Consider the following 13,881-nt stretch of genomic DNA (forward strand, 5'->3'; position numbering starts at 1 on the left):
GGTCTATCACTTGCATCAGGGAACGAATGCTTTTGCGTATCGCAACACCGCTAACGGACAAAAGAGCGTTAACGTTAACGTTCCTAGCAACTTTTGCTTATTTTATGGTGCGTCTTGCTGTTCTGGTTCATTAGCAACAGAATGTGGCAAAAATTGTAGCGCCCAGTCCATCTGGCTGAAAATGCCTCGGAGCATTGCCACTTCTGCTTTGCTGGGATTGGCTCGATTGAACAGACGCCGGAATTTTTCCATACGGCTGCCCGCGGTGTGGGGATAGAGATAACCCATTTTTAATAACACGGCTTCCATCTGTTGATAATACCCCTCCAAAACTTCTAATGAGGCAGGGTCAATGGTCAGTTGTGGGTTTTCAGTTGGGAGAGGCACGGTACTGCCATGCCCGTACTGTTGATTGTCAGTAGTTTGCGACTGACTGCTGAGTGCTGACCAATTTTGGTAAAGCTCGTAACAACAAATCCCAACTGCTTGAGCCAGATTTAATGAAGGATACTCCGGATTCGTGGTAATGCGTACAAATCGCTGAGCATAGTTTAATTCCACATTACTTAACCCGCGATCTTCTGGGCCAAAGAGCAACGCTGATGGCAGCGGTTCTTCCAGCAACCAAGGTAAAGCGATTCTGGGATTTTCTAGCGGCGTGTCTAACGTTCGGGAGCGGGTAGTGGTGGCGATCGCTTTCACGCACCCTTGTAATGCCTCTGGGATCGTCGCGACTACCTGAGCCGATTCCAGGACGTCTATGGCATGAACTGCCATATCCGTTGCTTCTTTCGAGAGGCGATCGCATTGGGGATTCACCAGTACCAACTGCCGCAACCCCATATTTTTCATCGCGCGAGCTACAGAACCTACGTTCAGCGGGCCTGCTGGCTCTACCAATACAATCCGCACCTTAGCTAATCTAGTCTCATCCATAAGTAAAAAGAATAAAATAGTCTAAAAGCGCATCTCTCTATGGGCGGACATAATTACCTGACTTCCGAGCTATTTCGTAAAATTGAATATTGGTAATGTACCGTCAAATTAACATGAAGCGCGTTCGATCCAAGTCCGACTTACCCAGCAAAATTTGCCCGGTATGTCAGCGTCCCTTTACCTGGCGCAAAAAATGGGCTGATTGTTGGGATGATGTGAAATACTGTTCGGAGCGCTGTCGCCGCCGCCGCAACCAAGCCAATGAGTCCGCGTAAAAGCCCAATTTTTAGATTTTCGATACTGGATTGAAAACATCACAAATCTAAAATCTGAAATCAAGGCTGAGTCTTGGTATTTATTAAAAATTACAAAGGATTGAAATATGTCACTCAATCAGGTGCAACCCAAGGTGATTATTCACGGTGGTGCCGGTAGCGCCCTCAAAAGTCAAGAGGGGGCTGACGCAGTCCGCAAATCACTCTACAAAGTCGTGGAAGAAGTTTATACCCTACTATTGGCAGGAGCAACTGCCCAAGCAGCAGTGGTACATGGTTGCCACTTGATGGAGGACGATCCCCGCTTTAATGCGGGAACAGGTTCGGTACTGCAATCAGATGGTCAAATTCGCATGAGTGCCTCCCTGATGGATGGGGCATTTCAGCGCTTGAGTGGCGTGATTAATGTATCCCGCATTCAACATCCCATCGATCTGGCCCAAGCTTTACAAGCTTCACCCGATCGCGTGCTATCAGATTACGGGTCGGCAGAACTCGTGCGGGAATTGCAGGTTCCGATTTACAATCCGATGATCGAGATTCGCTTGCAAGAGTGGCTGCAAGAGCGGAGCGAGAATTTTATTAAAGAAGCCGCTGGGGTGGTAGCGGAAAAAGAGCTGGTGGATGACCCAGAGGCTGGACGCGGCACGATTGGAGTTGTGGTTTTGGACGGTCAGGGAAATTTAGCCGCAGGCACTTCGACGGGAGGCAAGGGTTTCGAGCGGATTGGTCGAGTCAGCGATTCCGCAATGCCTGCGGGGAACTACGCCACCGCTCAAGCGGCAATTAGCTGTACGGGAATTGGAGAAGACATTATTGATGAATGTCTGGCAGCGCGGATTGTGGTGCGGGTGACGGATGGTTTGTCTCTTGCAGATGCCTTCGAGCGCTCCTTTACGGAAGCGCGTGGGCGTCAGCGGGATTTTGGGGCGATTGGGATTGATGCAACCGGAGCGATCGCATTTGGGAAAACGAGCGAAGTCCTCCTCGCTGCTTTTCACACTGGCGAACAGATGGGCGATACCTTGGAATGGACGGGTGACACCCTATCCGGCTTCATTTCTTAAGTGCAAGTAGGGTGGCAGGTTGCAGCCTACTTGCAGTTAGGGTGTAAAAATATTAACCCCTAGGTGCATACATAACGACCAGCGTGCCAAGCAGAGCAATCCAACCTCCTAACAAGTCAAATTTGTCTGGAGCTATCTTATCTACTTGCCATCCCCAAAGAATAGAAAGAACGATGAAGACACCTCCATAAGCTGCATAAACTCTCGCAAAATTCGCAGGTTGCAGCGTCGCAATGATTCCGTAGAGAATCATTGCGATCGCTCCTAAGAAAGCAAACCAAATACTCTTATTTTCCCGCAGCCAAAGCCATATCAGATATCCTCCACCTATTTCGCATAACCCGGCTAAGACGAAATAGAATACAGACTTGATAATTGGCATCTTGATTTACTCCTGCTGGGGTTTTAAGCGCCAGCCTTTTCTGACGACTTGACGGGCACGGGCAATTACCAAAGAATCATCTAGAACGTCTTTCGTGACCACAGACCCGGCGGCAACGGTTACGTCTTCTCCCAGTGTCACTGGCGCAACCAGAACGCTGTTGGAGCCGGTTTTCGTGCGATCGCCGATTTTGGTACGATGCTTCTTCACGCCGTCATAATTAGCAGTAATTGTCCCCGCCCCGATGTTCACTTTATTTCCTAAAGTGGCATCGCCTAAATAGGACAGGTGGGCCGCATTAGTGCGATCGCCCAAGGTGCTATTTTTCAGTTCCACAAAATTTCCGATGCGGCAAGATTCCCCGACTTCTACATGACCGCGCAAATGGGCGTAGGGGCCAATCCGGGTGCCCTTTTTAACCACACTGTCCGTCACCACGGAATAAACCACCGTCACATTTTCCCCAATCTGGCTATTTTCAATCAAGCTACCAGGGCCAATGCGACTCCCAGATGCGATCGTGGTATTTCCCCGCAGATGAGTTTGCGGTTCGATCGCTACATCCGGTTGCAACTCTACCGTGTCATCAATGGTGATCGTGTCTGGACTCACGAGAGTCACACCCGCCGCCATCCAGGCATCCTTGACTCGCTCTTGTAAAATTTCGTAAGCATTACTCAGTTGTTTGCGGTCGTTAATTCCCAGAATTTCCTGGTAATCCTCCACATCCACAGCCATCACCGGCTCCATGAATTTAACCGCATCGGTTAGATAGTATTCCTGCTGGTCATTGTTGGGTACCAGTTGCGGCAATACTTTTTCCAGTTGAGGCCAATTGAAGCAGTAAACCCCTGCGTTAATCCGGCGATTTTGCTTTTGAGCCGGCGAGCAGTCCCGGTCTTCTACAATCTCTTTGACCAGATTTTGACCATTACAAAAAACCCGCCCATAGCCTTTGGGGTTGGGCATTTGGGCGGTAAGGAGGGTGGCGGCGTTCTGATGCTCTTGGTGAGTTTGCAGCAGATTTTTGAGCGTTTGCGATCGCAACAAAGGGACATCCCCATTTAAAACCAGCAAATCGCCGGTGAAGCCTTCCAGATGGGGGAGTAATTGCTGGACGGCATGACCCGTGCCCAACTGCTGGGTTTGTTCAACAAACTCCAGATTGGGAAGTGGGGGCAATCGATCGATGACTTCTACCAAGGCATCTTTGATACGATCGCCTTGATACCCAACGATGACGAGGCACCGCGATGGTTCGACTTCAGACAAACTATGGAGAACCCGTTCGACGAGCGATCGCCCTCCCAAGGAATGTAGGACCTTGGGCAGATCCGATTTCATCCGCGTCCCACGTCCCGCTGCAAGAATTGCTACTGCTACCATATTCAGCTTTTCGCGTTATCAGACCAGCTAAAAGAATAAAGGATGAAGCATGAACCATGAAAGAGCGTTCGTGGTTCTTTCCGGGTGAAACATTGGCTCAGTCAGCCGACGCCAGCATCCGACTAAATTTTTGAGTCAATGCGATCTGCCCCTACACGGCTTCTGGCATCGCCTCAGTAACGCGAGCTGATTGAATAAACTCAGTAAACTTCTCTACTAATTGAGGATTTCTCCAACCTTTTGCCGTTTCTTCTGCAAAAATTTCTAAGGCTTGTGCTGATGTAAACGCGCGTTTGTAGGGACGTTCGCTTGTCAGGGCATCGTAAATATCAATAATTTGAAAAACCTGCGCCAAAAAGGGAATCTCCTCATTAGCTAAACCATCGGGATAACCCGTTCCATCCCAGCGTTCGTGGTGATTGCGAATAATTGGAATGACGCCCCGCATGGTTCGCAGCGGCTGACAAATTTTCTCACCAATCAGGACGTGCTGCTTCATAATTACCCATTCTTCGTCGTTGAGTTTCCCTGTTTTGAGCAGCACGGCGTCGGGAATGCCCACTTTACCGATGTCATGGAGATAACCGCCCCACATCAAATCCCGAACTTCGTTGCGAGAAAGATTCAGAAATTCACCAAAAGCTTTACCCATTTCCACCAGCCGTTCGCAGTGATCGCCTGTCGCCGGATCGCGGCTTTCAACACTACGGGCGATCGAGAACAGGACTTGTTCGGCGTGATCCAGGTCTTCATTCAAACGCTTTTGCTGGACGAGAGACCGGACTCTGGCAGAGAGTTCTAAGCGATCGAAGGGTTTGGTCAGAAAATCATCTCCACCTGCTTCAATGCCCAGAATGCGCGATCGCCTATCATTTAGCGCCGTGATAAAAACGACCGGGATCAGGCGGGTTTGTTCGTCTTGTTTTAACTTCCGACATACCTCAAACCCATCCATCCCCGGCATCATTACATCCAGCAGAATTAAATCTGGGTTGCACTCGACTACACGCTTCAATGCATCTGGCCCACTTTCTGCCTCCAAAACTTCGTAGCCTTCCACCGATAGCAGTGCTACCGCCGTCATCCGACTGGAGGGATGATCGTCAACCACCAGAATTTTGGGCAACTCCGAACCTAGAAAGCTCACTGAAGACAACCTTGTTTGAGAAGAAGCAGCCGTTGATAAATTGAGCATGATTTATAACATAAATTTGTTTTTAGTATGAGCGAATAGCTTAACCGTGGAATCGGGTTTTTCACGGATATTAACAGCACTTAGCAGACATCTTGATTGCAGCTTCCGTCTTCTGGCATCAGGCATCGATTTAATCTTCTGATAACCTACAAAATTCGGAGATTCTTTAGCTGTCCGGGTTCGGTCAGGCAGTTCTTAAAAGTTAATAATCTTTCACTTGAGCGATTGCAAAGAATGCTACGATTATACACCGCCGTTTGAGACCTAGACCATTGCGGCGATCCCATTCAATCCCGATCGCGGACTGTAATAACCCGCACTGTTTGCAAGCAGAGGTTTGTTCTAAAGCACTTGCTTGTAGAGCTATTGAATTCTGAGCTGAGATTGAAATAACCAACGCTTTTTCCAATGAGAGGTTGGCTCTAAAGCACTGGCTTGTTGATCGATTTGACGACGCTGCAAAATCGCATCAGCAGGTTCGCACAGATGAGGGTCGCGGTAGGGAATGGCAGCTTTGGTGTGCAAATGCTCTTGTTCTTGTACTGAAAGCGCCGCTATATCTAGGTTTGTAAAACTAGCGACCGTTCCAGGCGATCGCCTTCCCACCGGGAATGTCGCACCAATTTGTAACCCAGCGGCGATTAAAGCAGCCCGCACCGCCGCCGCACAAGAATAAGTAGCAAGTCTCCCATCGGGTTTTAAGCACTTGGCAACCCAGCTTAAGAATTCCACCGTCCACAATTGCGGACATCGGGGGGGTGAAAAAGGATCGAGAAAAATCGCATCTGCCCGGAAGTTTGAGTGGTATATCTGCTGAATTGTGGCTCTGGCATCTCCCACGATTAGCTGAGCATTGAGGCGTTCGGTCTGAACTTTGCCAGAAGTGGCTAGCTGGTGGAAAATTTGAGCGTTTTCTGGGTTCCAGTGGTTCAAAAGATGATGCGCGATCGCTGCTTTTGGTACCGATGCATCTAATTCCAGCCCCACCCACTCCACTCGGCAATTTGGATTCACTTCCCAAATCGTTTCCAAAGCCGCCGCGGTGTTGTAGCCCAGACCATAACAAATATCCAACAAATGTAATGTTGGTTGCTGTGCTTTCTGCCTAAGTTGAGTCGGTTCGACAAACTTAAGTTCGGCTTCCTTCTTTGCACCCTGCTGGCTATGAAAAGTTTCGCCAAACTCTTCTGAAAAGAAGGTGAATGAGCCATCAGCGGTGAGTTGAGGTGTGAAGATGCCTATGTCTTGCATTTTTTAGAGAGGAAGGCAGGTTAATAAAGCACTGCAAAAACTGCTTAAGCTCAGTTGAAACTAAATTTAATTTTTCCAGATGACGAGTGACTCTTAGGCAAACTGCACGACTTCGGCTACGCTTGCCCACTCCTGAACCCACTTTTTACATAATGCATCAATCACTTCAGCCTCTTTAATACGAGATAATATGAAGCCCTGATTACCAAGATGCTGCTTTATGGAAGCTCTAAAGTGAGAAATTTTCGGTCATTTATTCTTGAAAACCGCTCGTGAAAGCTTTCTAATAAGCGAATTAAAAGTTTATCATACCGCTGATTAAATGCATTACCAACAGGTTGCAGTTTATTTGGTGAAACTGGTTTAGTTTTGGTCAAAATGTAACCTTTACAGCTTAGCGATAATTTCGTGTCTTGCTATCTATTTTATTGGTTCTAACACTCAGCTAACTCTATAAATTGTAAGTGAGTCGCATGGATACTTGGAGTTGAATTCTAAACAGAAACGCGATCGCTTCTCCACTATTGCCGTGGCAACACAGATGCGATCGCTCCCTGAAGACTTGTACACTGTTTTGATTGCAAACAGTCAAGTCAATGACCGATACCCCTTTTGTCGTTTCCGCCCAGTGGCTTTCCGAACACCTGAACCTTAGCGCAGCGGCTCCGGAGCTTTCGCAAGTTATCGTTGTGGATTGTCGCTTTTCCCTTGCCAATCCGGAATTGGGACACCAGCAGTATCTCACCAGTCACATTCCCGGTGCCTACTATCGGGATCTCAACAAAGACCTTTCTGCACCCGTCGGACAGCACGGGGGAAGGCATCCATTGCCCAATCCCGATGAATTAGCCAAGAAGTTAGCAGCCATTGGGGTAAATTTTCAGGAAACCTTGGTTGTTGCCTATGATGATTCCCGATTTGCCTTTGCTGCACGTCTCTGGTGGCTGTTGCGCTACCTAGGGCACGATCGCGTGGCTTTGTTAGATGGCGGCTTTTCGGGATGGCAGGCAGAGGAATATCCGGTTACAGACGTTCTTCCAACGCCACACAAAGGCAAGTTTGTGCCTCAGGTGCGACAAGACTGGGTAGTAGATATTGAAACCGTCAAAGCTAGAAAAGACTTGCCAGGAGTGGTATTGGTAGATTCGCGGGAAGGCGATCGCTTTTCTGGCGAACAAGAACCCATTGACCCAATTGCCGGTCATATCCCCGGAGCCGTAAACTATCCTTGGCAGGAAGTATCGAGTAGTCAATCTTACCTACGACCGATGACGGAACAACGCGCACGATGGGTAGGCTTAGAGCAAGCTGAGGAGGTTTTAGTCTACTGTGGTTCTGGCGTTACCGCCTGCGTAAATCTGTTGTCTTTAGAAATAGCGGGAGTTCATACGGGCAAGCTATATGCTGGTAGTTGGAGTGATTGGTGTTCTTACCTGTAAATACTATAAAGGCAGTGCTTAAGTACTTGCCCTAACTATACGATAGTGTCCACTAGGACAGTAATAGAGTCCTCAACTAAGGTAGAGTTTAAAGAAGAAGTTATGTTTGACTTTATCGGTGCTGTTCCCCTTTTTCGACTTTAATCGCCGATTTTGCCCTAAAAACCTCCTGAATGCCAGCAGGTTTTGGGGAGATCCGGAAAGATAAAAAAGAATAGGGATTGCACTAAAGTACTTATGAATAATTATTCGTAACAAATTGCTAGAATAAATCATTCCACTAAAATTCTTTTCTACAAATTTTAGGTTTTAGTTTCTATGGCTTTCTTAATGAACCGTCTTTCTATTTTTGTAGACGGGAACAATATGTTCTACGCTCAACAAAAAAATGGTTGGTTTTTCGATCCTAGGCGAGTATTGGAATACTTTAGAAAGGAACAGCCCGATACAAATCTCATCAACGCCTTCTGGTACACCGGGCTAAAAGATCCGCAGGATCAGCGAGGATTTCGAGACGCACTAATTAGTTTGGGATACACCGTCCGTACAAAAATTCTTAAAGAATATTACGATGACACTTCCGGTCGCTATTCGCAAAAAGCGAACTTAGATATTGAAATTGTTGTTGATATGTTTAATACAGTAGAACAGTACGATCGAGTAGTTTTATTCAGTGGAGATGGCGATTTTGAAAGAGCCATCGAACTGTTACGTTCTAAAAATACGCATATTACAGTAGTTTCCACAGAAGGAATGATAGCGAGAGAGCTAAGAAACGCTACAGACCGCTACATAGACCTGAATGAAATTCGGGAATTTATTGAAAAAACTGAATATTAGTCTTCAAACCTTAGTTTTTTGGCTATAACTAATTAGCAAGAACTAATGACTAACGGCGAATGAATCAAAGTTGAAGGATGTGTTTTTTTGACCTATGAACGTTGAACCTAGCCAAGACCGGATTATTATTTTCGATACAACCCTTCGAGATGGGGAACAGTGCCCCGGCGCAACTCTGAATGTAGACGAAAAGCTGAGTATCGCGCGACAATTGGCTCGTTTGGGCGTGGATGTGATTGAAGCGGGGTTCGCTTATGCTAGCCCAGGAGATTTCGAGGCAGTTCAGAAAATTGCCAAGACAGTCGGGACAGAAGATGGCCCGGTTATCTGTAGTTTGGCAAGAGCGATCAAAGCAGATATTGAAGCCGCGGCAGAAGCGCTAAAACCAGCTGCAAAAGGTAGGATTCACACATTTATTTCAACATCTGATATTCACTTAGAATATCAGCTAAGAAAGACAAGGGCTGAAGTGTTAGCGATCGCAGAAGAAATGGTCGCCTACGCTAAATCCTTCATGGACGATGTAGAATTCTCGCCAATGGATGCCGCTCGCTCCGATCCAGAGTTCCTTTACCAAGTGCTAGAGCGGACAATTGCGGCGGGTGCCAAAACTGTCAATATTCCCGATACCGTTGGTTACATGACTCCCAGCGAGTTTGGTGACTTAATTAAGGGAATTAAAGAGAATGTGCCGAATATTGACCAAGCAATTATTTCCGTACACGGTCATAATGACTTAGGTTTGGCGGTGGCGAACTTCTTGGAAGCCGTGAAAAATGGCGCACGACAGCTAGAATGCACCATTAACGGCATTGGCGAAAGAGCGGGGAATGCATCGCTGGAAGAATTGGTGATGGCACTCCATGTTCGGCGTCAGTATTACAATCCATTTTTAGGACGCCCAGAGGAGTCAGAAGAACCCCTCACGAATATTGACACAAAGCAGATTTACAAAACATCTCGGTTAGTTTCCAACTTAACAGGGATGTTGGTGCAGCCGAATAAAGCAATTGTGGGCGCAAATGCTTTTGCACACGAGTCTGGCATTCACCAAGATGGGGTGCTGAAAAACAAGCTCACCTACGAAATTATGGATGCCCAATCTATCGGTTTAACCGATAATCAGATTGTACTGGGCAAACATTCCGGTCGCCATGCCTTCAGCGCTCGACTGAAAGAATTGGGATTTGAACTATCAGAAAGTGAGTTAAATAAAGCCTTTCTGAAGTTCAAAGACTTGGCGGATAAAAAGAAAGAAATCACCGATTGGGATTTGGAAGCGATCGCTAACGATGAAATCCAACAAGCCCCAGAACTTTTCCGCTTAGAATTGGTGCAAGTCTCTTGCGGCAGCAACTCTCAGCCCACCGCAACCGTTACCCTTCGCACTCCCGCAGGCGAAGAACTCACCGACGCCGCCATCGGGACGGGACCCGTAGATGCCGTTTACAAGGCAATCAACCGCGTCGTCAACGTCCCCAACCAACTGATTGAATTTTCCGTTCAATCGGTAACGGCTGGAATTGACGCCATCGGAGAAGTTACGATTCGCCTACGGCACCAAGATCGAGTATTCTCCGGTCATGCTGCCAACACCGATATCATCGTCGCCTCCGCCCAAGCCTATGTCAACGCCCTGAATCGGTTGTATGTTGTCTTGGAAAAAGATGAGACGCGATCAGCCGTAATTTCTCAAAAAGTATAAACCGCAAACAGCAATAGAGGTACGCAAAGTGAGAAAATCCTTTGCGTACCTTTTTATTTAATTCTGAATACCCAGCATGAAAGAAGATATTTTTGACAAAGAGAAAAAATTCCACGATCAATGGGCATCTACCATTGATGTAGATGGAATCAAAGTTAAAGATTATTTTGAAGCTTGTACTTCCCCTGAAAATCGTTTCATCCTCAGACAACTAGGGGATATCAGAGGCAAAAAGCTTCTCGATTTAGGGTGTGGTGCTGGGGAAAATAGCGTTTACTTTGCCAAAAAAGGGGCGCTGTGCGTGGCATCTGACTACTCTCCCGGTATGGTGGAAGTAGCGCTGCAACTGGCAGAGAGGAACGGCGTCGAGATTGAAGGGCGAACCATGAATGCGATCGCGCTCGATTGCCCCGATAATAGTTTTGATATTGTCTACGCCTCGAATTTGTTGCACCATTTACCCAATCCGAAACTCGCCATTCGGGAAATGCACCGGGTGCTTAAACCGGGTGGAAAAGCTTGTTTTTGGGACCCTCTGAAACACAATCCAGTCATTAATGTGTACCGCCGGATTGCGACGAAAGTGCGGACTGAAGATGAAACGCCGCTGGATATTAATATTGTTAATTTTGTCAAATCCCAGTTTTCAGAAACGTCTTACGATACGTTTTGGTTGGCAACGCTGTGGATTTTTCTACGCTTCTATTTAATTGAAAAAATCGATCCGAATAAGGAACGTTACTGGAAGAAAATTATTATTGAACATGAAAGATTGGCACCCAATTATCAACGGTTAGAGAAGATGGATGGCGTTTTGAAAAAGATTCCTTTAATGAAGCGTTTTGCCTGGAATCTTGCTGTAGTCGCAACGAAATAATTTGTATTTCTCAAGTAAGCGGAGGATGAGATTAATTACTGAAAATTGTTAGCTTGTTTTGAGAAAAAACTCACACTGGTTAGGTTTCTAACCTCAAACGAAGCTAAGAATTCAGTAATTTGTAAGCGTTATTAGGACTAATCCCCAGCAAAAGTCACAAGTAAAAATTAAAAATGAAAGATAAATTCTTGCATTTTTAATTTTTAGTTATTAATGATTAATGGTGGCTAGTTCATCCAGTTGAGCGAGGGTCTGCCAAACTTCGTGCAACATTTGATCTAGCCTAATGCCAGCAACCCCTGAAATCAGGAATACGGGTGCATGACTTAACTGACGAAGCTGTTGCGCGATCGCTTCCACATCACGATCGGGATCGATAGCATCCACCTTGTTCAGCGCCACAATCTGCGGACGATTTGCTAGTCCGCGACCGTAAGAGTGCAGCTCCTGCTGTATCGTTTGATACGCAACAATGGGATCTTCGCTAGTCCCATCAATCAAGTGCAGCAGTAATCGGGTACGCTCGATATGACGCAAAAAGTCGTGTCCCAACCCGGCACCCATATGGGCACCCTCAATTAAACCTGGAATATCAGCAAATACGGTGCCGTCACCGCTGGGTTTGCGTACCACCCCCAAATTCGGCACCAAGGTTGTAAAAGGATAATCTGCTACCTTCGGTCGTGCCGCTGAAATCGCCGAAATTAGCGTAGACTTACCAGCATTGGGTAAACCAATAATCCCCACCTCAGCTAAGAGCTTCAGTTCTAAACGCAGCTGCCGTTTTTCACCTGGCAATCCGTCTAAAGCATAATCCGGCGCTCGATTGCGGTTGCTCAAAAAGTGCTGATTTCCCAAACCCCCCTTGCCACCCTTCGCCACACAGAAAGTTTGCCCTGTCTCGACCAAATCGCTCAGCAACTCATCCGTTTCGGCATCATAAACCATCGTGCCACGGGGAACATGAATCACGCGATCGCGTCCCGCGGCACCCGTGCGATTATTGGGACCTCCGCGCGAACCGTCTTCAGCCTTGAAACGATGGGTATACTTGAAGTCCAGCAAGGTTTGCAAATTCTCAACCACCTCTAGAATCAGCGAACCACCGCGACCGCCATTCCCCCCAGATGGCCCCCCAGCTGGCACATATTTTTCCCGTCGGAAAGCGACAATTCCATCGCCCCCTTTCCCCGCCTCCACTTCAACTTCTACCTGATCGATAAATTGCATAAATTTCCTTTGCTAATTGCTAATTGTTACTGATTGATCGTTTGCTCCGGGATGCCATGAACCATGAACCATGAATCATGAACCATTAGCCATTAGCCAGTCTTCCACTAACAATACGGTGACACATCTTCACCACAATCATCCGCCAAATAGGATAAAGCGCGGAAGCGCAAACCTACTAACTGTTCGTAGATGGGATTGAGCTTACACAGCGGTGGAATGTGGACAATTTTGTGACCAAATAGCTTGACATCGCGCTCAAACGGGCATTGGGCAGGAATCATTTTGCACAAGAATCTCGCCAATCGCGGATCGTGAATTTCTAGCCCATCAAGCCATACCCGTACTGGGCGCAGCACATCCCGCTGCCGAATGCGAGCCGCTGCTCCTTTGTCTGAGTCAGCGGAAATCTCGCTTTCTGAGGTAGGAATCAGCGTTTGCCGCAGCAATGAAAGCGCTTTCGGCTGCTGTCCTAATGCCTCACAAAACTGGAATAGCAATTCATCCTCGCTGGAGGAATAAACGCCATCTGCGACTGCCACCATCACAGCGGTACGCAGGAAATCTTCTGCGCTTCTGGCATCTTGCTTAAAAGCCGCTGCTAATTCATCGGCAGTAATCGGTTCGAGCGATCCCAAATCCATTGTGGGCGCTACTTGGTTCTGAGTCAGCGATGAAATTAATTTCTGTTCTTCGGCGTCAAAATTGCCGTCTGCCCAAGCAACCATTAGCAAGCCGCGTATCCAAACCGCCATTTGCTCGCTGGTATAGGGAGACTGAAGTACGCTCGTCATAACACTCTGATTTGCTTGAATTTACGTTGCGATCCCTTTGAGTCGATTCTAGCTCTGGCTCAGCCTCGGATGGCTGTAAACTTAGAGACGGATCTCCTCACTTTATTGATATTTCTGTGAATTCACCAGAATTTGGGTTATTCCTGATTTCGATCCTAGCGAGCGTTGCAGGGCAATTTTTGCTCAAAGCTGGAGCTTTGAAGTTAGGCAGAGTCAATGCAGCTAATTGGATCGGTCATCTTTTCAGCATTCTCGGTACACCAGAACTTCTAGCGGGTCTGGCTTGCTATGGTTTAGGGGCTTTTGTTTATATTTTGCTACTGACGCGGGTGAATCTCAGCATCGCTGGCCCTGCGGTAAGTCTGACTTATGTATTCTCTGTGCTGCTGGGTTATTTTATTTTCCGAGAAGCGATTCCTTTGAGCCGCGTGGTGGGTTTGGGTCTGATTATCAGCGGCGTGGTGTTAGTGATTTGGAAAAATTAAATTTCGTGCATTACGCCCT

At 47.1% G+C, this 13,881-nt stretch carries 14 protein-coding genes; 7 read left to right on the top strand and 7 right to left on the bottom strand.

Annotation, left to right across the window (positions count from 1 at the left end; all coding sequences use genetic code 11):
• Positions 1-102: 102 nt before the first annotated feature.
• Complete coding sequence (locus NC994_RS11255; protein WP_190414706.1) at positions 103-936, bottom strand: RNA methyltransferase; 834 nt, start codon at positions 934-936, stop codon at positions 103-105.
• Positions 937-1,049: 113 nt separating this feature from the next.
• Here NC994_RS11255 and NC994_RS11260 point away from each other — a divergent pair, with 113 nt between their 5' ends.
• Both NC994_RS11260 and NC994_RS11265 read left to right on the top strand, forming a co-directional pair.
• The gene (locus NC994_RS11260; protein WP_190414705.1) at positions 1,050-1,211 is read left to right on the top strand and encodes a DUF2256 domain-containing protein; all 162 of its coding nucleotides are present in this window, start codon (positions 1,050-1,052) and stop codon (positions 1,209-1,211) included.
• A 107-nt stretch (positions 1,212-1,318) separates the two neighbouring features.
• Complete coding sequence (locus NC994_RS11265) at positions 1,319-2,278, top strand: isoaspartyl peptidase/L-asparaginase (RefSeq protein WP_190414704.1); 960 nt, start codon at positions 1,319-1,321, stop codon at positions 2,276-2,278.
• Between the two features lie 52 nt (positions 2,279-2,330).
• On the opposite strand, the gene NC994_RS11270 is transcribed toward NC994_RS11265, so the two are convergent.
• The 4 genes from NC994_RS11270 to NC994_RS11285 form a co-directional block, all read right to left on the bottom strand.
• A complete protein-coding gene (locus tag NC994_RS11270) occupies positions 2,331-2,660 on the bottom strand; it encodes a YnfA family protein (RefSeq protein ID WP_190414703.1) in 330 nt (109 codons plus the stop codon).
• A 6-nt stretch (positions 2,661-2,666) separates the two neighbouring features.
• Positions 2,667-4,046 carry a bifunctional UDP-N-acetylglucosamine diphosphorylase/glucosamine-1-phosphate N-acetyltransferase GlmU gene (gene glmU, locus NC994_RS11275; protein WP_190426984.1) on the bottom strand — a complete coding sequence of 460 codons (1,380 nt, stop codon included), beginning with the start codon at positions 4,044-4,046 and terminating at the stop codon, positions 2,667-2,669.
• 151 nt (positions 4,047-4,197) lie between these two features.
• Complete coding sequence (locus tag NC994_RS11280; RefSeq protein ID WP_190437896.1) at positions 4,198-5,241, bottom strand: two-component system response regulator; 1,044 nt, start codon at positions 5,239-5,241, stop codon at positions 4,198-4,200.
• Between the two features lie 363 nt (positions 5,242-5,604).
• Positions 5,605-6,492, bottom strand: coding sequence for an MnmC family methyltransferase (locus tag NC994_RS11285; protein WP_190437898.1), 888 nt, complete (start codon positions 6,490-6,492; stop codon positions 5,605-5,607).
• Positions 6,493-7,088: 596 nt separating this feature from the next.
• On the opposite strand from NC994_RS11285, the gene NC994_RS11290 reads away from it, so the two are divergent.
• The 4 genes from NC994_RS11290 to NC994_RS11305 all read left to right on the top strand — a co-directional run bounded on the left by NC994_RS11290 (position 7,089) and on the right by NC994_RS11305 (position 11,353).
• Positions 7,089-7,931, top strand: a complete 843-nt coding sequence (locus NC994_RS11290) for a sulfurtransferase (RefSeq protein ID WP_190437901.1) — start codon at positions 7,089-7,091, stop codon at positions 7,929-7,931.
• 318 nt (positions 7,932-8,249) lie between these two features.
• Positions 8,250-8,771 (top strand): NYN domain-containing protein, encoded by a 522-nt coding sequence (locus NC994_RS11295; RefSeq protein WP_190414139.1) that lies wholly within the window; start codon positions 8,250-8,252, stop codon positions 8,769-8,771.
• A gap of 94 nt (positions 8,772-8,865) precedes the next feature.
• Complete coding sequence (locus NC994_RS11300; RefSeq protein WP_190437904.1) at positions 8,866-10,476, top strand: 2-isopropylmalate synthase; 1,611 nt, start codon at positions 8,866-8,868, stop codon at positions 10,474-10,476.
• Between the two features lie 76 nt (positions 10,477-10,552).
• The gene (locus NC994_RS11305; protein ID WP_190437909.1) at positions 10,553-11,353 is read left to right on the top strand and encodes a class I SAM-dependent methyltransferase; all 801 of its coding nucleotides are present in this window, start codon (positions 10,553-10,555) and stop codon (positions 11,351-11,353) included.
• Between the two features lie 210 nt (positions 11,354-11,563).
• On the opposite strand, the gene obgE is transcribed toward NC994_RS11305, so the two are convergent.
• Positions 11,564-12,583, bottom strand: a complete 1,020-nt coding sequence (gene obgE / locus NC994_RS11310; RefSeq protein WP_190437912.1) for a GTPase ObgE — start codon at positions 12,581-12,583, stop codon at positions 11,564-11,566.
• A 107-nt stretch (positions 12,584-12,690) separates the two neighbouring features.
• Complete coding sequence (locus tag NC994_RS11315; RefSeq protein ID WP_190426999.1) at positions 12,691-13,377, bottom strand: Mo-dependent nitrogenase C-terminal domain-containing protein; 687 nt, start codon at positions 13,375-13,377, stop codon at positions 12,691-12,693.
• A 116-nt stretch (positions 13,378-13,493) separates the two neighbouring features.
• On the opposite strand from NC994_RS11315, the gene NC994_RS11320 reads away from it, so the two are divergent.
• Positions 13,494-13,862, top strand: coding sequence for an EamA family transporter (locus NC994_RS11320; protein ID WP_190414128.1), 369 nt, complete (start codon positions 13,494-13,496; stop codon positions 13,860-13,862).
• The last annotated feature ends 19 nt before the right edge of the window (positions 13,863-13,881 follow it).

Origin of the sequence: Trichocoleus sp. AS-A1, from assembly GCF_039962015.1 — a bacterium.
Classification (GTDB): domain Bacteria; phylum Cyanobacteriota; class Cyanobacteriia; order Cyanobacteriales; family FACHB-T130; genus FACHB-T130.

Excerpts from the sequence above, each read along its gene's own strand:
- NC994_RS11255 (WP_190414706.1), bottom strand. The coding sequence starts at position 936 with ATGGATGAGACTAGATTAGCTAAGGTGCGGATTGTATTGGTAGAGCCA.
- NC994_RS11260 (WP_190414705.1), top strand. The coding sequence starts at position 1,050 with ATGAAGCGCGTTCGATCCAAGTCCGACTTACCCAGCAAAATTTGCCCG.
- NC994_RS11265 (WP_190414704.1), top strand. The coding sequence starts at position 1,319 with ATGTCACTCAATCAGGTGCAACCCAAGGTGATTATTCACGGTGGTGCC.
- NC994_RS11270 (WP_190414703.1), bottom strand. The coding sequence starts at position 2,660 with ATGCCAATTATCAAGTCTGTATTCTATTTCGTCTTAGCCGGGTTATGC.
- glmU (WP_190426984.1), bottom strand. The coding sequence starts at position 4,046 with ATGGTAGCAGTAGCAATTCTTGCAGCGGGACGTGGGACGCGGATGAAA.
- NC994_RS11280 (WP_190437896.1), bottom strand. The coding sequence starts at position 5,241 with ATGCTCAATTTATCAACGGCTGCTTCTTCTCAAACAAGGTTGTCTTCA.
- NC994_RS11285 (WP_190437898.1), bottom strand. The coding sequence starts at position 6,492 with ATGCAAGACATAGGCATCTTCACACCTCAACTCACCGCTGATGGCTCA.
- NC994_RS11290 (WP_190437901.1), top strand. The coding sequence starts at position 7,089 with ATGACCGATACCCCTTTTGTCGTTTCCGCCCAGTGGCTTTCCGAACAC.
- NC994_RS11295 (WP_190414139.1), top strand. The coding sequence starts at position 8,250 with ATGGCTTTCTTAATGAACCGTCTTTCTATTTTTGTAGACGGGAACAAT.
- NC994_RS11300 (WP_190437904.1), top strand. The coding sequence starts at position 8,866 with ATGAACGTTGAACCTAGCCAAGACCGGATTATTATTTTCGATACAACC.
- NC994_RS11305 (WP_190437909.1), top strand. The coding sequence starts at position 10,553 with ATGAAAGAAGATATTTTTGACAAAGAGAAAAAATTCCACGATCAATGG.
- obgE (WP_190437912.1), bottom strand. The coding sequence starts at position 12,583 with ATGCAATTTATCGATCAGGTAGAAGTTGAAGTGGAGGCGGGGAAAGGG.
- NC994_RS11315 (WP_190426999.1), bottom strand. The coding sequence starts at position 13,377 with ATGACGAGCGTACTTCAGTCTCCCTATACCAGCGAGCAAATGGCGGTT.